This window comes from Arthrobacter sp. Y3223065 (assembly GCF_059090885.1).
On sequence record NZ_JBNHGC010000005.1, the window covers coordinates 43092 to 63643 of the forward strand.

Here is a 20552-nt window from a genome sequence, read left to right on the forward strand (position 1 = left end):
TCATGCGATACCTTTCCTAGAAGCCTCAGCGCCTGTTTCGTTGGATTGGTCATTGCGCTTGCCTCGTTCCGACCGCAGGAGACAAACCCGGGATCGGGGCTATATTGCGTACTTTGGGTCTGGTAGGGATCCCGTAACTCTTTGGGGATAAGCCGTCGGTGACTCTTCCAAGGTCATGTTGTCCTTTAGGCACCTCGTTGGTTACTCGCTTTGGGCCAGGGCGTCGTTGACGAGCTTGATGAGTTCGTCCTGTGCTTTTTCCTCGATGTCGAGGCCGATTTTCACGGCGGTTGCCGCGAGGGTCCCTCGCGTTCCGGCTACGGACATGACCTTCTGGCTTTGCCCGTTCGGCAACTTCTGGGTGGTGATGGAGCCGAGGGACTGCTCACCGTCTGTGGTCACGTCCAGTGGGGTGATCTTGCTGCTGATTTTCTGTCCTTCCGCTTCGATTTCGAAGTCGGCGCACTGCTGCATGGATTCTTGTGCTTGTTCGTGCTGGTCGGCGACGACTTGCGCGTCTTTGACGGAGACGAGGGTGATGACGGTCTGGGACTTTTCTTCGACCGATTGGCTGGCTCCCGCGGCGTAGGTGCTGCCGTCGGGTATCTGGGTCTGTTCGGTCGCGAACATGGAACAGGCTTTAGGGGTGATCGTCGCGTTCGCCAGCAGTTCCTTCGCGGCCGCGAGTCCCTGATCGATTTGGGCTGCCGGAACGACTGAAAGTTGTTGGCCCTGCGCGTCTTTTAGACCCGCGATCACTTCCTTGAGGTCGTCGTTGGTGTACGTTCTGGCCGCCGAGGTGGTCTGCGGCGATTGGGCGGTAGGGGCGGCCGGCTCGGCGGTCCCTTCCGGGGCTGCTTCACCTCCGCAGGCTGTGAGCATCAGCATTGTGGACAGGAGCACTGCGTAAACCCCGGTTGTGCGTGCCATTCTTACCGTCTCCCTCGGTTCGCCGGTCACCGGCCGTGGACGTGCCGGCATGATGCGCGGCATAGGGCGTATCCTTCACTGGTCCTCTTGTAAAAAGCTTGTTCCAGCATTCACCCCGTCCATAGGGAAGCCGGGACCAACGATGTGGGTGGCAATCGGCTTGCTCGGGGTCGGGAATTTCATCCGGACCTTCCTTCGTCCAAGGGCGCGGTGGATATGGGTTTCGGTCATTGGTCAGGTCGTTCTGCTCGTCGTTTTCATCACCGTGCTGACCAGCTCGTGTTGGCGCAGAAGGACGGGCGCCGTGTTATCTAGTCCTAATCCGGTTATCTGGACCACCCCTTCTGGCCGGGATGAGAGCTGGATAGTTGTTGGGGGACAACGTTCATCAGGCCGTCGCCTGGTCGGTGGAAGGGTGGGACCCGTTGATGATGTGTGCGGTGTTGTGGAGGTCCTTGAAGGGGCCGGCCAGTTCTACCGGGCCGGAATTGGTGTCAAGCTCAAGTACCCAGGTGCGGGCTCGCATCCGGAAGACCGCGTCAAAGACTGTAGGCTCTCTGACCTGACCGATGCCGGTGACGGCCAGAATGACCACGTCCCCATAGTCGTGACGTGAATTCTTCCAGCGCGGCTGGAAAACTAACCTTCCAAAGGCCGGAGTGGCCAGGCCGAACTGCCACTTACTCTCCGGCCGCGGAAGAACCTCCGCCGAGGCCCGGAGATAACCCTCAAACTGGTCCCGAATCTGCAACCTCTGAGTTCGACGCCTTCTAAGTCCGAGGTTCAGGAGCAGGGCCAACGCCGCACCAATCAGAGCCCCGATGATAGGCCAAGGGTTTGATCTTTCAATCCAGAGGTAAAGGATGAGGGCCACGAAGAGAAGCCAATAGCCGCCCCAAAGGGCCAGCGCAATGAGTTCGACGCGACCTCGCATACCGGTATCCGAGCATAAACAGCCTTGAACAAGGTTGCAGTTAGGCCTCAGGCGGTGCCTTTGTTCCTCGCACTCCAGATATGAGGGCTGGTCTTGCTTTCAGAGCTCATTCGTCCCGAGGGGTGCAAGGAAAGAGTCCTGCCATACGATGAGCCATGAGCAAGCGGACCAAACGCACCCTATGGATTGCCTGGTACCTGATCTTGTTGTGGATGATGTACCAATTGTGGGGATGGCTGGGGCCGCTCATCCTCGTCACGGGAGGCCTAATCGTCGGTTCCACAACAATTCTCATCAATCGGAAGGTGCGCAGACACGCCCGGATTGTGCGGTTCCGCAGTGAGGAATAGCTTTTCGCGCTGATACCTGCTGCGCCCAGTCCACTTACAGCGGCTACAGGGCTGAGATGCCGTGGCCGTGGTTTGTCCGCCGAACCCGGGTAGGTGCAGTCTTTCGCGATGCCACCACCACTCGCCGCCATAGTCGCACTCCCAGGGCCTGACGCTGCGCTGGATCTATGGACGCCTCGTCTCAACTTCGGGATTAGCCGGCTGGATCCTACGCCCGGTCATCGTGTTCGGCGGGCATTTCGTCCGCCAAGGCTGAGGAGGGATCGGGCAGGGTTTGGGCGTTGTAGTCGATGACCTGCCACCCGCGGTCCGGGTGCTTTTCCAGCACCGTCCAGGCGCAGTTTGCCATGCCGGCAAACATCTCGCGCATGTGGGCCGGCGCGTCGAAGAAGGCCAACAGCCCGCTTCGGAGCGCGGCACCGTGTCCCACCAGGACGCCCGTGCCGCCACGGCCCAGCTGTGCGGCGGCGTCCTGCATGACCGACTTCATCCGCCCGTTTACTTCGGAGGGCAGCTCGGCTCCGGGAACCCGGTAGTTCTCCTCACGGAAGAACTTCTCGTAGATGCTGGGATGCTGTTGCCGGAACTCCGCGAACGTGGTGCCTTGCCGGATGCCCACATCGTACTCGCGCAGCCGCTTGTCCAGCACCGGTTCCAGCCCGGTTAACGCGGCCAGCTCTGCAGCAGTGTGGCGGGCACGTTCCAGGTCACTTGACCAGATGAAATCGGGTTGGAACGTTGCCAACAGCCTGGCAGCCTGCTTGGCCTGGACACGACCGGTCGCATCGAGCGGGATGTCGGCATGGCCCTGGGCTTTTTCCAAGACGTTCCACTCGGTCTGGCCGTGCCGCCACAGCACCAGGCGGGGCCGATGGACGTGGCCGCCGGCTGGGACCTGCTGCTGCATCAATTCTCCTCACTGCCGCCGACGGCCGCCGCCTCGCGCAGACGTTCCGATCCGTCTGCAACGATAACCGCCGCCCTTTCTTGGGGCCGCCCCTCCCTGCCAATCTCGCGGAAACTATTCACAGAGCAGGATCCGGACCCGTAGGCTTCGACTTGATCCTACCGACAGCCGGTCTTGGGGGATGAACCGGCGCTCGATGAGAGGAAGCCGGAATGCGGGCAGACGTTCTGGAGTGGTTCTCCGGCAGAAACTATCAAGGCAAAAGCTTCGACCGGCACGAACTCGTGGAAGGCAAGGACGGCCAGCGGATCAGCGTGGTACTTCCGGCCAAGAACGAGTCGGCGACGGTCGGGTCGATCGTGACCGCTTTGCGCACCGAACTTGTCGAGGCGGTACCGCTTTTGGACGAGATCATCGTGATCGATTCCAACTCCACGGACGACACCTCCGCCGTGGCCGCGGCCGCCGGCGCAAAGGTTGCCCACCAGGACCTGATTCTGCCCGGCACCGGATGCACTCCGGGCAAGGGCGAAGCCTTATGGAAATCCCTGGCCGTCTCCAGCGGCGACCTTCTGGTGTTCATGGATTCGGACCTGCGCCGGTTCGATGCACAGTTCGCCGTCGGACTGATCGGCCCACTGCTGGCCGATCCCCGGACCCACTTCGTCAAGAGCTACTATGACCGGCCGCTCGACGACGGCGTCAAAATCATGCCCGCGGGCGGAGGCCGGGTCACGGAACTGGTGGCACGCCCCCTGCTGAACCTGTTCTGGCCCGAACTGGCCGGGATCGTCCAACCGCTGGCCGGCGAATACGCCGGCCGGCGCAGCCTGCTCGAACGCATACCCTTCGTCTCCGGCTACGGGGTGGAAACCGGCATGCTGATTGACGTGCTGGAAGCCGTGGGCCTGGACGGGATGGCCCAGGTGGACTTGGGCGAGCGCTGCCACCGGAACTCCACCGACGCTGAGCTGGCCCGGATGGCCCTGCAGATCCAGCTCACCGTGCAGGCGCGACTGCACCGCCGTGGCTTGGCCCCGGCTGCCCCTCCCGCCGTCGAGCTGACTCAGTTCATGCGCGAGGGGGAGGACTACGTCGGGGAAACCTCCACTGTTGAAGTGTCCGAACGTCCGGCGATGCTGGACATTGGCCAGTACCGGATCGCGACCGGGCACGTGGCCTAAGCCGTGCGGGTCCTCATCAACGCCGGCCCTTGGTTGCCTGTTCCGCCGCGCGGGTACGGAGGCATCGAAACGGTCATCGCCACCCTGATTCCCGAGCTGCGCCGCGCCGGGGTGCATGTCACCCTCGCCACGGTGGGTCCGAGCACGATCGAGGCCGATGCCTATCTGTGCCCGCTCAATGAACCCCAGTTCGCTTCGATCGCCCTGCCCTATAACCAGGTCTCGGGTATCGCCCACGCGCATATGCAGGGCGTTGTGCAGGCCATGTACGACGGCGGCGCCTGGGACGTGGTGCACGACCACCTTGAGGTGGTGGGACCGGCGGTGTTTGCCGCCATGGGACCGGCTGCTCCGCCGGTGTTGCAGACCCTCCACTGGGATCTGGCCAAGCACAGCGCGTTCTATTCGTCCTTCAACGGCCGCGGCCGCATCCGGTTCGCCGCGGTCTCGCAGTCCCAGCTGGAGCGCGCACCAGTAGCGCTGCAGCACCAGACGATCGGCGTCGTCCCGCTGGCCGCTCCGCCCGCCCTGGACGTGCACGCAGAGAGAGCCGGGCACGCCCTGGTGTTGGCCCGTATTACCCGCGACAAGGGGCAGGACACGGCACTCAGGATCTGCCGCCTAGCCGGCCTGCCGCTGGTACTCGCCGGCCCCGTCGCCGGAATCAACGACCCGGCAGAGCTGGACCGCCGGCTGGCCGAAGGGGACCCGCAGCTGGCCTCCCACCCGGATGCCAAATACTTCCGGGATGAGGTCCGGCCGCTGCTCGACGGCGGCCGATACCGCTGGATCGGCGGGGTCGAAGGCGAAGCGAAGGAGCGCGTCCTGCGCTCGGCCCGGGTGCTGCTGGCCCCCAACCGGTGGGCCGAACCCGGAGCCACCGGGGTAGTGGAAGCCCTCTCACGCGGCATCCCCGTGGTGGGGACACCGCTGGGAGTTTTGCCCTCGCTGGTGGACCACGGCCGTACCGGTTTCCTCGCCGTCGATGAGCACGAAATGGCCCGGTTCCTGCAGGAACTGGACGATATCCGCCCGCAGGACTGCATCGACGCGGCAGCGGCGTGGACACCCGAGGCGATGGCTGCCAGTTACCTGCGCCTGTACGACCAACTTATCCAGGAGGCCATATGAGGGTGAAAGTAGCCCTGATCGGGGCCGGCTCCGTTGGGCGGCGGCACGTCGGCGTCCTGCAGGAGCTCGGCGCCCGGATCACCAGCGTCACCGACGCGCATGCGGCTGCGGCGGAGAAGCTGGGGCGTGAAGTGGACGCCCCGGCCTTCACTAATCCCGAGACGGCCCTCGACCACACGGAAGTGGACGCGGTCTACGTGTGCGTTCCGCCGTTCGCGCACGGGCCCGGTGAACGAGCCGCTCTTTCCAGGGGACTGCCGCTGTTCGTGGAAAAGCCGGTCGGCCTGGGCCGGGAAATCGCGGAGGAAATTGGAGCGCTCGTGGAAGCGGCCGGCGTCGTCACCGGCACCGGCTACCACTGGCGCTGCATGGACGCCGTCGGACATGCCCGCGGTCTGCTCGAGGAGGCCCCGGCCCTGCTGGCCAACGGCTACTGGCTGGACAAGCGGCCGCCGGTCCCCTGGTGGGGGCGCATGGACCGCTCCGGCGGTCAGGTGGTCGAGCAGCTCACCCACGTCCTGGACACCGCGCGCTTCCTGCTCGGCGAAGCCGTCGAGGTTTACGCCGCCGGGGTGCGCGGGACGGAGACCGTGCATCCGCCGGGCGACGGATCGGGGCCGGGGCCGGAGCCGGACGACGTCGACGACGCCACCGCGGCCACCGTCCGCTTTGCCAGCGGGACCGTGGCCACGCTGGCGGCGACCTCCGTGCTGGCCGCCAAACACCGCGCCGCTCTGCACATCGTGAGCCGAGGCCTGTATTTGGAGCTGTCCGAAGCCGGCCTGAGCAGCTTCGACGGCACGTCGCGCACCGACTTGGGCTGCGCCGAGGACCCCCGCATCGCGGTCGACCGGGAATTCATCCAAGCAGTCCGCGGCGAACGGGAAAGCACCCGCGCACCCTATGCCGAGGCCCTGCGCAGCCACCGGCTCGGCTGTGCCATTGCCGAATCGGCCCGCACGGGGCTGCCGGTGAAGCTGCCCGAAGAGCGACCGGCCACGGCAGGGGCAGCGCCATGAGGAACCGGCGCAACCTCGTCATTCCCGCGGCAGGAGCCCTGGAAATCGTCGAGGAGCAGCTGCCCGAAGTCCCCGACGGCGGGCTGCTGCTCGAAACCCTCGTCACCGGCCTGTCGGCCGGCACGGAACTGGCCTTCGTCAAGGGCGACCACCCCGGGTTGCGGTCCCGCCTGGATCACGAGCTCGGCCTGTTCCTGCAGGACTCGGCCGAGGCCGCCTATCCGATCCGCCGGCTGGGCTACATGGAAGTCGCCCGGGTCGCCCAATCCCGCACCCCGGCCTTCGCCGAAGGCGACATCCTCGCCACCGCCTATGGCCACGCCACCGCGCATGTGGCCGACCCGCTGCGCGAGCATCTGGTGCCGCTGCCCGACGACCTTGACCCGCTGCTGGGCGTCTTCGTCGCACACTTCGGGCCCATCTGTGCCAACGGCCTGCTGCACGCGGCGGCAGATGAAACCGGCGGCCTGGTCCGCGCGTTGGGTGACGGCGTGGACGGCCGGCTGGTGCTCGTCACCGGCGCCGGGCCCATCGGGCTGGTCACCGCCCTGTTCGCCCGGTCTCTCGGCGCGCGCGAAGTCGCCGTCGCTGACTCCGACCCCCGCCGCCGGCAGCTGGCCGAAGAGCTGGGCTTCCTGCCCCTGGACCTGAATGACGACCCCGGCAAAATCCTGAAAACACGATGGCGCCACAATCCCGGGGACCGTGGCGCCGACGTCGTCTTCCAATGCCGGGGTCGCCCCGAAGCGCTCCACGCCGCCCTCCGCGCGGCCCGCCCGCAGGGAAGCATCATCGACCTGGCCTTCTACACCAGCGGGGCCGACGCGGTGCGGCTGGGCGAGGAATTCCACCACAACGGGCTCAACCTGCGCTGCGCGCAGATCGGCAGGGTGCCGCGCGGACTCACGGGACAGTGGGACCGGGCGCGGCTCTCGGCCGAAACCATCAAGCTGCTCGGCACCCACGGTGACACGATCCGCAAGCACCTGATCTCCGACGTCGTACCCTACGACGACGCGCCGCTGCTGATGCACGACGTCTCCCGCCGCCGACGGCACGTCCTGACCGCCGTCTTCGCCGTAGCCCCCGCGTTCCTGTGAGCACGGCTGGCAGGCACCCGCAGGATTAGCCCAAGCGGCATTTAACCGGGCAGGGGATCCAAGGCTCCGGCGGGACGGAACAAACCGGCGAAACCGGTGCGGGCGCTCGCCGCATCAAGATGATGTTAAAAACGGAAAGCGTCCCCGGCTGAACGCCGGGGACGCTTTCGGGCTCGACTTGAGGTTGATTAGCGGCCTTGGATCACCACACGACGTCCTCGCCGAAGGTGTCCAGCCGGAAGCTCTGCTGTGGCCGTTCGTCGACGACCTCGAAGGCGAGGGTCTCGGTGTGTCCGTTGCCATAGCGGTCGGTCCAGACCACCTCGGCCAGGTGCATGCCGTTCTCGAGGTCGGCCGACAGCGGGATGCGCCACAGGTGCGGGGACCCATCGGCGAGGTTGCCTTCCACCGGCCGCGGTGCGGAGGGTCCGTAGACCTGGCCGTTGTACAGGTGCAGGCCCTGGGCCTCCGGGTTCCCCGAGGTCGACTGATAGGACATCCGGGCGCTGGTGAGCTGGCGGATCAGCGCGGACGGGTCGGACCACTCGACGCCGCGCCGGACCTCTTCGCCCGCCGCGGGCTGGGTGATCTCCGCGGTGACGGGTTCGGCACCGTCGATCGAGACGGTGACGGCGGAGTCGGTGGTGCCGGCCCAGACGTTGGCGGTCAGGTAGGTGCCTCCGTCAAGGTCGTCGCGGGTGATCATGTTCTGATCCCCGAGATCTCCCAGGGTGAGCGGGGGCACCGCGTCCTTGTGCTTGTTCTCCCAGGTGACGGGGTGCTCGTCGCGCCAGTCGATCAGGGCCTGCGCCCAGTGGCGGTAGTGCGGGGAGCTCAGGCCCAGGCCCATCTGGTCGCCGTCCCGGCCGGTGGCATGGAAGGCGTGCCGGTAGTCCGTGCCGGAGAAGTCGAAGGTCCAGAAGCCCGGCAGCGCGCCGTCGCCCTGGAAGCTCATCGGCTGGCCGTCGACGTCGTAGTCCCCGGCGTACCAGTCTCCCGACACGGCGCCGGCGACGATGTGGTCGAACGGCACGGCCTTCACCCCCACGGCCTCCTCCCACGCCCCGAGGGAATCCCCCTCGGCCATCGACTCGACCCAGTGCGAATGACCGGACAGGGACAATGCCTCGCGTCCTTCGAGGAGTTCGTAGAGTGTGCGGACGTCGTCGGTCTGGTGCTGGGCGCTGTCCGCGCCGGAGTGGGACACCAGCGGGATGTGCGTGGCGACCACGACGCGCTTGTCCTTGGGCACGGTGGCCAGATCCTTTTTGATCCAGGCCAGGGTATCTTCCCCGAGGCGGCCGTTGTACGCCGGGGCGGCGGCCGGGTCCTCGCAGGCCGGCCGCTTGCCGTCGGCGTTGTCGTCCTCGGGCGTGCACGGGTATTTGACGTTGTTCAGCGCCAGCACGTGTACCTCGCCGACGTCGTAGGAGTAGTTCTCCGGTCCCCAGTGCTGCCGGTAGGTATCGAACGACCACTTGGCGTCCGTGGCGTCGAAGTCCAGGTCGTGGTTGCCGGGGATCGCGCGCACGGGCATGCCCATCAGGCCCAGGGCCTCCTTCGCCCGGTCGTACATGCCCAGGTCATCGCCGGCGATATCGCCCAGCAACAGGGCGCCGCAGTCGGCGGCATCATAGGCCGCTGCTTCGCGCAGGGCACCGTTGCGCGCATGGGAGATCTCCTGGTTGGAGTAGGTCTGCGGATCGGCCAGCACCAGGCACCGAATGTCCTCGCCGGCCGAGGATGGATTCCTGGTCAGCGGGAAGTGCACCGCGGCGGGCAGTTCCCCGGTGGGCTTCAGGCCGTCGAAGCGCAACTCCTGCTCGGCGGTGCCCTTGGGGGCGTGGGTGTAGGAGAACTGCGCGATGTTGTTCTCATCGACCGGGGTGTCCCAGCCGGCGGGCTTGGTGACGAAGAAGGTGTCCTTGTCCTTCGCCGGCAGCTCGTAGCGGCCCTTGGCATCGGTCTGGACCACCTCGCGGCCGTTGGACACCGCCACCCCCGGGATGCCCTTCTCGCCCTTATCCCGGACCGAGTTCTGGTTGGTGTCATCGAAGACCACACCATCTAGGACATCCTCCCCGGCCTCGCCCTCGGCGACGACTTCGGGACCGCCGACGTACGCCGTGGGGTCCACCCCGTCATCGACGGGCTTGTCCCCGTGACCCTTGGCGGGGGCATGGGCCGGCGGGCTGCCCTGCGCGCCGGAGTGCTTCGGCGGATCCGCCGAAGCGATCTGCACGCCGAAAAACGCCAGCGGTGCCAGCAGGGCCAGTGCGGTGCCGCCCGTCAGGGCACGACGACGCCGGGAGACAGGGGAAGACATTCAGAATCCTTTCGCCAGGATGATTGCTGTTGGAAGCAATCCCTCAAGCTAGGGCTTCCGTATGACGGGCTGGTCCCTGTTCCGCCACGACCGGGTGAACGGGCGGCAAAGCCTGGCCTGCGCAGGCGCCTCGTCGGCACCGGGGCGGATAATTAGACCTCGCAGCACCGCTTTCGCCCTTTTGTTCCTGTACCGCCGTCATTGGCCTGTGCGGTCCTGTCTCGCACGGCTGTGTTCCGTACCTGATCGTTCCGCCGCTGCACAGCTGAGGCCCACACCCGGGTCACCCGCCGGGCCCGGCCGTACGTGGCCGTCGGCCCTGGGGAAGACAAGCTCACCGCCGCCTGGACGAGTTGCCCGCCAACTAACAACCATCCCTGTGCAGTGTCTTACCACCGAATCCCGTCACACTCGTGGCTGCGGTCCCGTTCCGCCGCGCAAGAGTGGCTCGTTCGTGCACGCGGAGAATGCCGCCCTGGGGATACCCCAACGAACATATGCGCTGTTATCGGCGTCTAGGGCCTGCCAGTTCGCAAAGCGTTGCCGTGGCAGACTCTGCTTGGAAAGCAGGCAGGACCTGCGGGATAGCCGATTGACACGACAAGAATTACTTCTGTATGAGCCTTGCAAGGACAGTTTCGTTGCGATTGATGTCGGGCTTCTTAAGGGCGTTGTATGCCCAGGCGGCTGCGCCCGGTAATGCGCCGATGACAGCTCCAGCGGGACCCGCAGAGGCTGCTCCGAGGATGCCAATGCCGATCGTCAGGGATACTTCTATGCCGTCAGGAATGAGGTTTTTGATGCGTTGGCTCCCGCTCAGACTCTTCCTGATCTCGTGAATTCGCGGAACCAACTCATCTTCGACACGCTGTGCCGGAGTGTCGTCGTCATCCTCTTGGCCATCGCGTGCCAGCTTGCGCAGTGAGTGCCTCCAGCTTGCGAAGCTTTCCTCGTCTTCTCTGAGACTGACTGTTGTCTTGGGATCGAACTCCATATTTGGCAGGGTCAGACGCATGACCTCTGACAACACCCTCTCTGGATGTTTTTCCAACCCTCGAAGCTGTGGCAGGTTCGCCGTGGCATAAGCCTTCAGCAGCGCAAAGTCGGCATCAATCGGCGCTACGTACCGAGCGGACGTTTGATCCGCGACCGCCAAGGTCTTGGCTAAGTAAAAGAACTCTCCCTGATAAAGCAAATGTTGGTCAGCTGGGTGGACGCCGTTCGACGGCGTCACCTTGAGCCCGCGGAGGTTATCCCACAGGGCGACTGGCGGGTCGGATAGGGCTCCTTTACCCGCAGCCCAAAGTGACCCGCTTGTTGTTGGGCCGGACCGCCAACCTGATCGTAGTGGGGACACTGCCGGAAGCCATGATTCCGCCGGGAACCTAAGCTGTGTCTTGCGTCCGGCACTCACTGGGAGATCACAAAAGATCGGAGTGTCACGAGGGGCCGCCTTGGATCGCAAAGTCCTATGAGTTTCTGCGCACTTCCACGTAAAGCGGTCACGCGACGCTCAAAACGCTCGAGGTCCTGTTGGAGGTGAGTCCGGCCGTGTCCTTCAGCGTCGGGGGTGCCCTAAGCCCGATGCTCCACGGCCATGGACCGGCCTCCACGGTTCAACCCCGTGCGTCGTCCAACGACAATTGCAGGCGTTTCTTGATCATGTTCCTAATGCTTTGTACCCTTGATCAATACTTGAGTTAACGCTAAATAAGCAATGCAGCGACGGTCACCCTTCAACAGCTCTGAGGGAGGCGGAAAGAGGCGGGCGAGCAGGTGCTCTGCCCATTCCAAACCGGGCCATGGCCCACCTCCGCGGCAACGTCAAGGGGTCTGCTGGACAAGTAGGTTATTTGGGCTCGTCTTGGCCAGCGGCCTATCACTTTGCAGAAATTTGTCGAACTTATTAGGGAGTGGTGATTGTGGCATATCCAGGGGTAAGTCAGGATCAGGCCGTGCAAGCGGGGGAGAAGGTCGCATTTGATGTAGAGGGCTGTACGGTCCGAGGGACCTACTACGCGCCTGTCCGTGTGAGCAAACCCTGGCCGGTGATCGTCCTTGGGCACGGCTGGGGCATGGTCGCGGGCGGTGACCTGGAGGACTATGCGGCCGCGTTTGTCGCCCGTGGCTTCGCTGCCTTGACCTTCGATTTCCGCAATCTCGGAGCCAGTGACGGCGAGCCACGTCAGGAGATAGATCCGCACCGGCAGGTGGAGGACTTCAGAGCGGCTATCAGCTACGTTCGTTCCCGGCCGGATGTGGACGGTGGAAGCATCGGCGTATGGGGGAGCAGTTACAGCGGCGGTCACGCTCTCGTGGTTGCTGCATTGGACCGACGGGTTCGCTGCGTCGTGGCACAGGTGCCCACGATCAGCGGCTGGCGCGCGGCGCGGCAGAAGTTGTCGAGCAAGGACTTGCTCCACCAACAGCGCTGGTTCGAGGAAGAACGCGAGGCCCGGTTTGCCGGAGCGGATGCTGCTGCCATCCCGATGGTCAGTCCGGAACCGGCTGCAGCCGTCGCTTACCCGGGCCGAGACTCCTATGAGTACATGTGGGGGCAGGGACAGGTCTGCGAGAACTGGCGCAACTCGGTGACGGTCCGCTCACTGGAACTATCGCGCGGCTACGAACCCGGCGCTTTCGTCGAACGGATCGCGCCCACCCCGCTCCTGATGATCGTTGCGGATTCGGACACGGTGACCCCAACAAATCTCCAGCAGGAGGCCTATCAGAGGGCGCATCACCCGAAACAGCTGCTTCTGGTCTCTGGAGACCACTACTCCGTGTACTCCTCCTATTTTGACGTGGCAAGTTCTGCTGCAGCAGATTGGTTTGCCCGCCACCTGCTCCCCGTACAGGCCGGATTCTGGAGCGATAATCCTGCCTCTCCGCTTCCGCAGCGATGACCACGGCCGACGGGCCTTCCCAGAGTGACGGCGTTGGGTTCCTCGAGCTCGCGGCAGCTAACCTGTGCCGCGTTCTATTGCACCTGCCCGCCGGGGGGATATGAGCCGCCGTGCTCTGCCGCACCGAAGGTTGGGCTGGAAGGAATAGCTGCATTGTCGCGGCAGGCCGCTTAACGCAGGAGCATTCTCAGCTGATATCGGGGTGTCGCTATCCTCCGGTCGCGCCGACACCGCTCCGGACATGCTATCGGCTGGGCTTTCTACACCACTCCGCCGATCGAAGCCCGAGTTAGGCCCATGCCGAGTGACTATTCGGTCAGGGAGCCTGTGCTGAACCAGAACGAAGACATATTCACAAACTCTTGACGCATCTCCTTAATGAATGTTAAATCGATTTCTATAGGAGCGGGTGTTTCCGAGGAAGGGCGGAAACGAATCATGAACCGTGGAACAGGATTCAGACAGTGGAGGCGTTCGGAGTGCCGTCAAGCGACTCAGGGTGGACCACCGTTTCCAGACCCGGCCAGCAAGTGATCATTGCGGAAGGAACCGCCATTTCTCCCGCAGGAGTGGGCCGAACCCGACATCCCGGGGCTGTGGACCGATGCTCAAGTCTCTGAATTGGGCCGGACGAATACCGAATCGAGTGCCGAATTCAAGCCGGAAGCGGAGAACCGTTCCCGGATATGCGGGGGATGGGGCAGCGCATGTCAGGGGACGTATCAAGCGGGCGAAGAAGCAGGACTGGTAATTGTTGTCGCGTCAGCAGTCATTTCCTAGCCAAGCGCCTCCACAGGGACGATTCCAAGGACTCGCCCTGCTCCGAGAGTAGTTCCGCACCATTGGGTTTCGCCCACGGCAAAGAGTTGCATAGGCAGCCTGCGGTGCCCGAGCAAGAGAAAAGCACTCCATCAACAAAGCAAGGTGACGGAAATGAACACCCCAGACGAAATCCACGCACAGCCTCGTCCAACGCTCGAGCTTCGCGGCTCGGACGATCCCCGCGTGGTCGAGGAGCAACGCCAGGCAGAGTACACGAACCACGTCGTCCCACCGACCGCTCGCCTCAATAAGTGGGCCGTCTTCAGCGGATGGTCATCGATCGCCAGTGCCTTGGCGTTCGTCTACTACGGAGCCCTCTCGGCAAGCCTTGTCGGCGTGCAGCAGGCCATCATCGGAATAGTCTTGACGGTTGTCGTGTACTCAGTACTTGGCGCCAAGAGTGCTAGGGAAGCCATCAAGTGGGGGCTGAACTCCACGTTACTCTCCCGCGATCTCTTCGGTTTCCGCGGGGCCGCCCTGGCCCCGTTCCTGATTGCCACGGCAGCCATCTACTACGCGGTCTTCGAAAGTAGCGTGCTCGCTGTCGCTTTGCAGTCGTTCTTCCAGGTGTGGGACATCCGCGTGTGGTACGCCATCGTCATCGCAGGGATGTGGCCCTTGATGCTCGGAGGCATGCAGACATGGTTGAGCAAGCTCAATGGCATCTCGCTGCCCATCTACTTCTTTGGTCTCATCATCGCGGTCATTGCAGCCGGCGTACGGTTCGGCAGGGAAGGTGACTGGTCTGCATTCGAGCCCGCTGAGCCGACCACGGCGGTTCCGGGATGGCTGACCGTGTTCGTCCTCTACATGGGTGTCTGGCTCCTCTTCCCCGACACCCAGGACGCGGCCCGCTTCGGCCGCAAGGAAGACACGAAGTTCCACCGTTTCGTCAGCTTCGGCTGGGTTTTCTACTGCATCGCCTTCCTCTTCAACGGACTCGTAGGCATTTTCATCGTCGCCCTGGCCGCGCCCGACGCCAGCTCCGAATCCGGGGTCGTCCAGGGGATCATCACCTCCATCGGCGCTGTCGGGCTGATCGTCATCATTGTCAGCCAGGTGCGCATCAACTCCGCGAACTTCTACTTCGCCAGCGTGAATCTGGAACGATTCGTCGCCCACTTCAGCCGACGGAACCTCTCCCGCCGAGCCTGGGTCATCGTTCTGCTGGCAGTGGTCTTCGGCCTCATGTTCACCAACGTGTTCAGCTATATCGCTCTGGCCCTGGCCTGGCAGGCAGTTCTGCTCGTTTCCTGGGTCGGCATCATGATCACCCACTGGATCATCGACAGGGACGCAGAACCGGAGTTCAGGCCAGCACGTCTGCGGGCGGTGGCCCCAGGCTTTGTGGTCTGGGTAGTGTCGTCAGCCGTGGGAATCGTTCTTCTCCAGTTGCCAACTCAGCTTCCCACCTTGTCAGCGCTCGCCCCGATTGTCTCGCTGGCAATCTCGATGCTGCTCTACTGGATCATCCGTGCTGCAGGACTCAGTGCGCGTAAGGCTCGGCAGCCGGATCTCGTCCGCTCCGAGGTTCAGGATCTCTGGAATGTGCGGGTCAAATGCGATGTCTGCGACCTGAGCTATGTTGCCTTCGAGGCCAACACAGCCCGAGAGGGGAGCCGGGTCCTCTGCCTCGACTGCCAGTCTCGGGACGACTAGACCAGAAGGAGCCGGGGGTTCCGAAAGTGAACTGTGGAGGGCGCCCCGGCTGAGCTCAACAAACCCGAGGGCCGTGGCCGTGGCTCGCGCGACCCGCGGGGCGTCCACCGGCATCGCGTGCCTGCCCTACGGGCCTTTTGGGGCCTCGGTTTATCCGGAAAGTCCCATCCTGTTCATCGAGGCTCTGCTCGAACAAGGCGCAAGTGACCTATCGAGCGCCGCGAGTAACTCGGGGTGGACCGCTGAGGGTCCGCGCGACGGAACCATTGACGCGCCCGAAGTGGAGGCCTCAGGTGGACCCAACACCGCAAGCTGTTTAGCGCGATGCGGCCGGACTAGAGATCCCTCCGACTCCATATTGCGGACCGCCTGGGGAGCCCGCCCGTAGGCTCCGTATCCCGAAGCCAGTGTCGCCAGGCCACTAGGGCGTGGTGCAGTCCACAGCAAGCCCTTGACCTTTCCCCTTCCTTAACGTTAACTAAAGAGAATCCAACAAGCTGCACAGAGTGAGGAGATCCCTGATGCCTAAAATCACTTACCACCACCCCAACGGCACCGTCGACACCGTCGAGGTCGCCGAGAACGTCTCCGTTATGCGCGCCGCACTCACCAACAGCGTCGATGGCATCATCGGCGAGTGTGGGGGACAAGCCATGTGCGCCACATGTCACGTCTACGTGCGCGGCGAGGTCGAGTTGCCCGAAGTCTCAGATGACGAGGACGAGATGCTCGACTGCACGGCCGAAGACCGCCTCGAAAGCTCTCGTCTAAGCTGCCAGCTCTTGGCCGGCCGTGACTTCGATGCTCTCGAGGTCAACATCCCCGAGAGCCAGAGCTGATTGGGGTGTGACATGACCGTTGTCATTATCGGCGCCGGACACTCCGGCGTGCAGGCTGCCGAATCGCTCCGCATGGAGGGATTCACCGACCCCATCGTCCTGCTGGACAAGGCCGAGCACCTGCCCTACCAGCGCCCGCCGCTGTCGAAGGACTACATGAAGCAGGGCGGCGATCCGACGCCCATGCCACTGCGTGGTGCCGCCTTCTACAGTGAGCATGACATCGATCTGCGGACGGGAGTGGAAGTCACCAGCATCGACAGTGCAGCTGGTCTAGTGCACGTAAAAGACGGTGAACCCATTCCCTACGACGATCTCATCATCGCTGTGGGCGCCGAAGCCCGTCGCGCATCATGCGCTGGAACCGAGCTGGAAGGCATCAGATACCTGCGCACCGTCGAGGACGCAGAAGCCCTGCGGGCGCAGCTCGACTACGGCCACGGCCGGGTGCTGGTGGTCGGGGCCGGATTCATCGGCCTTGAATTCGCGGCTGTCGCCGCAGAACGCGGGCTCGATGTCACGGTCATCGACTTCGCCCAGCGACCCATGCAGAGGGTGCTGTCACCGTCCATGTCGGATCACTTCACACAGGTGCACGCCGGCCTGGGAGTGAAGCTGCACTTCGACGAGGGACTCGATCACTTCATCGGGGAGAAAAACCACGTCACCGCCGTGGTAGGCACCTCGGGGGCCACCTACACGTGCGACTTCGCGGTGGTCGGCCTTGGCGTAGTGACCGACCACGTCCTCGCTTCGACGGCGAATATAACCTGCAATAGCGGCATTCTCGTGGATGAGTACCTGCGCACGAACGTGCCGCATGTGTACGCCATCGGCGACGTGGCCGTCTTCCCCTCACGCCACTTCGGCGGGAACCTGCGGCTCGAGTCAGTGCAGAACGCAACCGATATGGCAAAGGCCGTCGCAAGAACTATCACAGCCGATCCCACCCGTTACGACATCGCCCCCTGGTTCTGGTCCAGCCAGGGCCCTGCGAAGCTCCAGATCGCCGGACTGGCCAATCCAGGCGATGTGGTGATCGAACGTGGTAACCGTTCGGCGGGTAAGTTCAGTCAGTTCCTCTTTCGCGATGGGCAACTCGTCGCTGTCGAATCGGTCAACGCGCCGGCAGACCATGTCGCAGCCCGCAAGCTCCTCGAGCACGACACCGGCATCACGATGGATCAGGCCCGCGACTCAGGCTTCAACCTGAAGGCCTACGCGCGAAGCCTGCCGGTTGCGTGAGGACCGCTGCCTGACCGTACCAGCCCACCGGCGATCACGGGAACCTGCGGATACCGACGTCCATTCAAGGGCCATCGACGGATCCTGACCCGGCGTGAATCCGGCCTGCATCGGCTACATCGTCCAGCTGCCGCTGCTCGCGCGCATCAACCTGCCAGAGACACCGGCGGGCTTCATTCGATGAAACCCGGCTGGCCGCCTTGGTCTCCGGGGAACTTGGCTCACTGCTGTGCAACTCCAAGGGGCGGACGTGAAGGCGGAAACGACCGGCGGCAGCGATATCATCATCGCTGCCGCCGGCTCGCGCGCATGGGAACCAAGGACGACGTCAAGAAAGCGGCCCATCGTCCCGGACCGGCACCAGTCCTGTCCACAACGACAGACGTCCCTGGCCAGCATGCAACGTGAATCGCGGAAGATCACCGCCTCGACGCCCGGCTTCCCAAGTCTCCTCGACCACTACACCAGTCAACCTGCTGGACACCATCGGACCGATCGCCAAAAAGGGCACCGGAAGCAGCACCGGTCTTGCTGATGAAGCGGCGCCGGGGATTAGCCCGCCCCAGCGGCCGTAGTGGCTCTAAGCAATGACCCAAGAAGAAGCGAGGATGCCGGTATAAATCAGGTCCCGACCAGACCGTTGACAAAGGCCTTTAATGAATGGAAAATAAACACACCTCAACAGGTGCGACTTGGGGTTTCGTGCAGCATCTGATTAGGTTCTCCAAGCGTAGATTGGTCCCTCTTTATCTATCATTCAATCTGTCTCGCTAACGGAAGGTTCGTCGGACTGACTTCGGCGAGGCAGCGTATGGGTTCTCCACATCCTGATGGGAGTGTGCCTTGATCACACCAACTAACGAACAGCCGGGCCTTGATTCCAACAATGCCTTGTCCTCATCAGCCAGCAGCAAGCTGACCGGGGGGATGGGCGGCCTGTCACTGGCGCTGACAGTGCTGGCCTTCTCGGCCCCACTCGCCGTGGTCACGGGCTTTATTCCATTCACGATACTTTTCGGTGGTGAGGGTGCGCCCTTTGGCTTTGTGCTGGCCACCGCGGTACTGCTGCTGTTCAGCATCGGTTATGTGACGATGACCAAGTACGTCCCCAAGCCCGGCGCGTTCTATGCGTTCATCAGCTTGGGATTGGGAAAGGTCACCGGACTGGGCTCTGCCTTCCTGGCCGTGCTGTCCTACCTGCTCGTGCTCACCGGCACCTATGCATTCTTCGGAATCAGCGTGGCCGCCCTGATGGCGAGCATCGGTGGCCCGAGCACGCCATGGTGGGCCTGGACGATCCTCATCGTAATTGCCACAGGAGTCCTCGGTTACTTTAATATCGAGCTATCGGCCAAAGTCCTTGGCGTTGCGATGGTGCTCGAGGTGGCACTCATTATGGTGTTCAACATTTTCGTCCTGGCCAAGGGCGGCGCTGACGGGCTCTCCATCACCCCGCTTCTACCCACCGAATTTGCCAAGGGCGACATCGGCGTGACGTTGCTCTTCTCGATCCTCGTCTTCTTGGGATTCGAAGCCACAGCGCTGTTCCGCGATGAAGTTCGCAACCCCGCTCGAGTTATCCCGCGCGCCACCTACGGTGCCGTACTCTTCGTGGGGGTGCTATACACGCTCTCGGCCTACGCTCTGGTCACGGCCTACGGTTCAGAGGCAGTCACGTCTGCCGGTGAAGCCCCCACGGAAATGTTCCCCAGGGCCGTGGCTCAGTTCGTTGTTCCGTGGTTCGTGCAGATCGCCTACATCCTCGTTTCCACCTCAATCTTCGCCGCGTGCCTGTCCATTCATAATGTCGTAGCGCGGTACGTCTACAACCTCGGTCATGACCGCGCCCTGCCCTACTTCCTGGCGCGAGTTCACGCTAAGCATCACTCGCCGATATGGGCATCTATCACCATGTCCGCGGTCGCCTTGCTAATCATCGTGCTCATGGCCGTGATGCGCGTTGAGGAAGGCACGTTGTACGCCCAGATGGTGGGCCTGGGCTCAGTTGGTGTTCTCACTCTCATGGCCCTGGCCTCTGTCGCGGTGGTGGGTTGGTTCGCCGTGCCGCGCGGCGAGGTTCGTGCGCACCCTTTCAAGACCTATGTCGCACCCACAATCGCTGCACTGTCGTTGCTGGTTGTGACAGTCTTCGCCTGCCTCCACTTCGAGTTGGTCATCGGCGGCGAACCGGGGCAGTACACCTGGTTGCTGCTGCCTCTCCCCATCGTTTTTGCCATCGGCGTCGGCATCGCCATCCGATTCCGTCGGTCAAAGCCCGCTCTCTTTGAGCGGTTGGGTCGTGCCGATGGCCCCCAGCTCGACACCACGACTGCTGCTGACGTAGAAGCCAGCAAGCTCGGAACTTCGTCCGACGGTCCCTGACTGACTGAACCCCCGGAGTCGCCCAGTTACCTATGGGATGTATGGGATGTGAGGGAGCCAGATGAGGACTTCCCGTTACCGTGTCCTCGAGCCGTCGAAAAGGATTTTTCCTCTGGCTCCTCACGCCATGGAACGTAGGTTGACTTCCGGGGGCTTGCTGCCGGCCAACGTCTCGACATGAACGCGAACCCAGAGTTCTCACACACGGTCCAGGCCAGACGAGTGAAGAACAACAGGCTCGCCGCCGCCGGCTACGTCTGGAGGTTCTCCGCCCTAAGCAGCTCAACCGGGGCCGCAACCACTACGATCGGCGAAAAGGCTCGGGCGACAGACACACGGCAGCCCAGCGCAACCTTTTCAACCGCCTGCTCTGCTGCCTCTATTACTACCTACAAACCGGCTCCAGTTACGATGAATCAGCGGCCTTCCCCTACATAGTTGCGATGGGCGCCGCTGCTTGACTAAGCCCATCAGATGTCTTCTCGTAAGCCCTGAATAGGCAAGCATCAGGGTTGCTGGTCTGTCGGCCCCGGTATGATGTCTGCCCCAGTCGTTCATGATCCGGGGCGTGCGGAGACCATCCCCGTACGAGTGCTGGCAGTGTCCTGTGGCAGCAGAGTGCGGAATTCACGTTACAGCCGACCTGCCACGGTCAAAGCCGCTGCTGGTCTTTTCACCATTAGCGATCCTCTGTCGCCTATCGGACCTCGGGGATAACACCGGCGGTAGCGACCGACGTTTCGCCTAATTCTTGAGACAGCTGAGGCTGTACCGGCGCCTTTTCGTCCCACTGACCTACAGCAAAGACATCCTCCCGG

At 63.4% G+C, this 20552-nt stretch carries 14 protein-coding genes; 9 read left to right on the forward strand and 5 right to left on the reverse strand.

Translation table 11 applies throughout. The annotated features are described in order from the left end of the window. Positions 1-201 precede the first annotated feature (201 nt). The 3 genes from AC5RUK_RS13545 to AC5RUK_RS13555 form a co-directional block, all read right to left on the reverse strand. Entirely contained in the window at positions 202-930 is a 729-nt protein-coding gene (locus AC5RUK_RS13545) for a hypothetical protein (protein ID WP_494152479.1), read from the reverse strand. 388 nt (positions 931-1318) lie between these two features. Next, entirely contained in the window at positions 1319-1864 is a 546-nt protein-coding gene (locus AC5RUK_RS13550; protein WP_494152480.1) for a hypothetical protein, read from the reverse strand. A gap of 558 nt (positions 1865-2422) precedes the next feature. Further along, the gene (locus tag AC5RUK_RS13555; protein ID WP_494152481.1) at positions 2423-3121 is read right to left on the reverse strand and encodes a histidine phosphatase family protein; all 699 of its coding nucleotides are present in this window, start codon (positions 3119-3121) and stop codon (positions 2423-2425) included. A gap of 212 nt (positions 3122-3333) precedes the next feature. On the opposite strand from AC5RUK_RS13555, the gene AC5RUK_RS13560 reads away from it, so the two are divergent. From AC5RUK_RS13560 to AC5RUK_RS13575, 4 genes are read left to right on the forward strand one after another with little or no spacing between them, the layout of a single operon-like run. Further along, positions 3334-4305, forward strand: a complete 972-nt coding sequence (locus AC5RUK_RS13560; RefSeq protein ID WP_494152482.1) for a glucosyl-3-phosphoglycerate synthase — start codon at positions 3334-3336, stop codon at positions 4303-4305. 33 nt (positions 4306-4338) lie between these two features. Then, the gene (locus tag AC5RUK_RS13565) at positions 4339-5436 is read left to right on the forward strand and encodes a glycosyltransferase (protein ID WP_494152483.1); all 1098 of its coding nucleotides are present in this window, start codon (positions 4339-4341) and stop codon (positions 5434-5436) included. Further along, a complete protein-coding gene (locus AC5RUK_RS13570) occupies positions 5433-6455 on the forward strand; it encodes a Gfo/Idh/MocA family protein (protein WP_494152484.1) in 1023 nt (340 codons plus the stop codon). Before AC5RUK_RS13565 ends, AC5RUK_RS13570 begins: the two co-directional genes overlap by 4 nt. Next, the gene (locus tag AC5RUK_RS13575; RefSeq protein WP_494152485.1) at positions 6452-7555 is read left to right on the forward strand and encodes a zinc-binding dehydrogenase; all 1104 of its coding nucleotides are present in this window, start codon (positions 6452-6454) and stop codon (positions 7553-7555) included. The genes AC5RUK_RS13570 and AC5RUK_RS13575 overlap by 4 nt, the downstream gene beginning before the upstream one ends. Before the next feature lie 202 nt (positions 7556-7757). Here the strand turns inward: AC5RUK_RS13575 and AC5RUK_RS13580 are convergent, their stop codons facing one another. Next, positions 7758-9881, reverse strand: coding sequence for a calcineurin-like phosphoesterase C-terminal domain-containing protein (locus tag AC5RUK_RS13580; protein ID WP_494152486.1), 2124 nt, complete (start codon positions 9879-9881; stop codon positions 7758-7760). A gap of 607 nt (positions 9882-10488) precedes the next feature. Next, the gene (locus tag AC5RUK_RS13585) at positions 10489-11115 is read right to left on the reverse strand and encodes a hypothetical protein (RefSeq protein ID WP_494152487.1); all 627 of its coding nucleotides are present in this window, start codon (positions 11113-11115) and stop codon (positions 10489-10491) included. 721 nt (positions 11116-11836) lie between these two features. Between AC5RUK_RS13585 and AC5RUK_RS13590 the strand changes: the two genes are divergently transcribed. The 5 genes from AC5RUK_RS13590 to AC5RUK_RS13610 all read left to right on the forward strand — a co-directional run bounded on the left by AC5RUK_RS13590 (position 11837) and on the right by AC5RUK_RS13610 (position 19734). Continuing rightward, the gene (locus tag AC5RUK_RS13590; RefSeq protein WP_494152658.1) at positions 11837-12787 is read left to right on the forward strand and encodes an alpha/beta hydrolase; all 951 of its coding nucleotides are present in this window, start codon (positions 11837-11839) and stop codon (positions 12785-12787) included. A 933-nt stretch (positions 12788-13720) separates the two neighbouring features. Beyond that, on the forward strand, positions 13721-15268 hold the full coding sequence (locus tag AC5RUK_RS13595; RefSeq protein ID WP_494152488.1) for a purine-cytosine permease family protein: 1548 nt from the start codon (positions 13721-13723) through the stop codon (positions 15266-15268). 521 nt (positions 15269-15789) lie between these two features. Then, the gene (locus AC5RUK_RS13600; protein ID WP_494024041.1) at positions 15790-16107 is read left to right on the forward strand and encodes a 2Fe-2S iron-sulfur cluster-binding protein; all 318 of its coding nucleotides are present in this window, start codon (positions 15790-15792) and stop codon (positions 16105-16107) included. Between the two features lie 12 nt (positions 16108-16119). Further along, complete coding sequence (locus AC5RUK_RS13605) at positions 16120-17352, forward strand: NAD(P)/FAD-dependent oxidoreductase (protein ID WP_494152489.1); 1233 nt, start codon at positions 16120-16122, stop codon at positions 17350-17352. Positions 17353-18195: 843 nt separating this feature from the next. Continuing rightward, on the forward strand, positions 18196-19734 hold the full coding sequence (locus tag AC5RUK_RS13610) for an APC family permease (RefSeq protein ID WP_494152490.1): 1539 nt from the start codon (positions 18196-18198) through the stop codon (positions 19732-19734). Positions 19735-20552: the final 818 nt, after the last annotated feature.

What these genes read in the sequence shown, in the direction of transcription:
- AC5RUK_RS13595 (WP_494152488.1), top strand. Translation starts at nt 13,721, where the DNA reads ATGAACACCCCAGACGAAATCCACGCACAGCCTCGTCCAACGCTCGAG.
- AC5RUK_RS13560 (WP_494152482.1), top strand. Translation starts at nt 3,334, where the DNA reads ATGCGGGCAGACGTTCTGGAGTGGTTCTCCGGCAGAAACTATCAAGGC.
- AC5RUK_RS13600 (WP_494024041.1), top strand. Translation starts at nt 15,790, where the DNA reads ATGCCTAAAATCACTTACCACCACCCCAACGGCACCGTCGACACCGTC.
- AC5RUK_RS13570 (WP_494152484.1), top strand. Translation starts at nt 5,433, where the DNA reads ATGAGGGTGAAAGTAGCCCTGATCGGGGCCGGCTCCGTTGGGCGGCGG.
- AC5RUK_RS13550 (WP_494152480.1), bottom strand. Translation starts at nt 1,864, where the DNA reads ATGCGAGGTCGCGTCGAACTCATTGCGCTGGCCCTTTGGGGCGGCTAT.
- AC5RUK_RS13580 (WP_494152486.1), bottom strand. Translation starts at nt 9,881, where the DNA reads ATGTCTTCCCCTGTCTCCCGGCGTCGTCGTGCCCTGACGGGCGGCACC.
- AC5RUK_RS13605 (WP_494152489.1), top strand. Translation starts at nt 16,120, where the DNA reads ATGACCGTTGTCATTATCGGCGCCGGACACTCCGGCGTGCAGGCTGCC.
- AC5RUK_RS13545 (WP_494152479.1), bottom strand. Translation starts at nt 930, where the DNA reads ATGGCACGCACAACCGGGGTTTACGCAGTGCTCCTGTCCACAATGCTG.
- AC5RUK_RS13555 (WP_494152481.1), bottom strand. Translation starts at nt 3,121, where the DNA reads ATGCAGCAGCAGGTCCCAGCCGGCGGCCACGTCCATCGGCCCCGCCTG.
- AC5RUK_RS13575 (WP_494152485.1), top strand. Translation starts at nt 6,452, where the DNA reads ATGAGGAACCGGCGCAACCTCGTCATTCCCGCGGCAGGAGCCCTGGAA.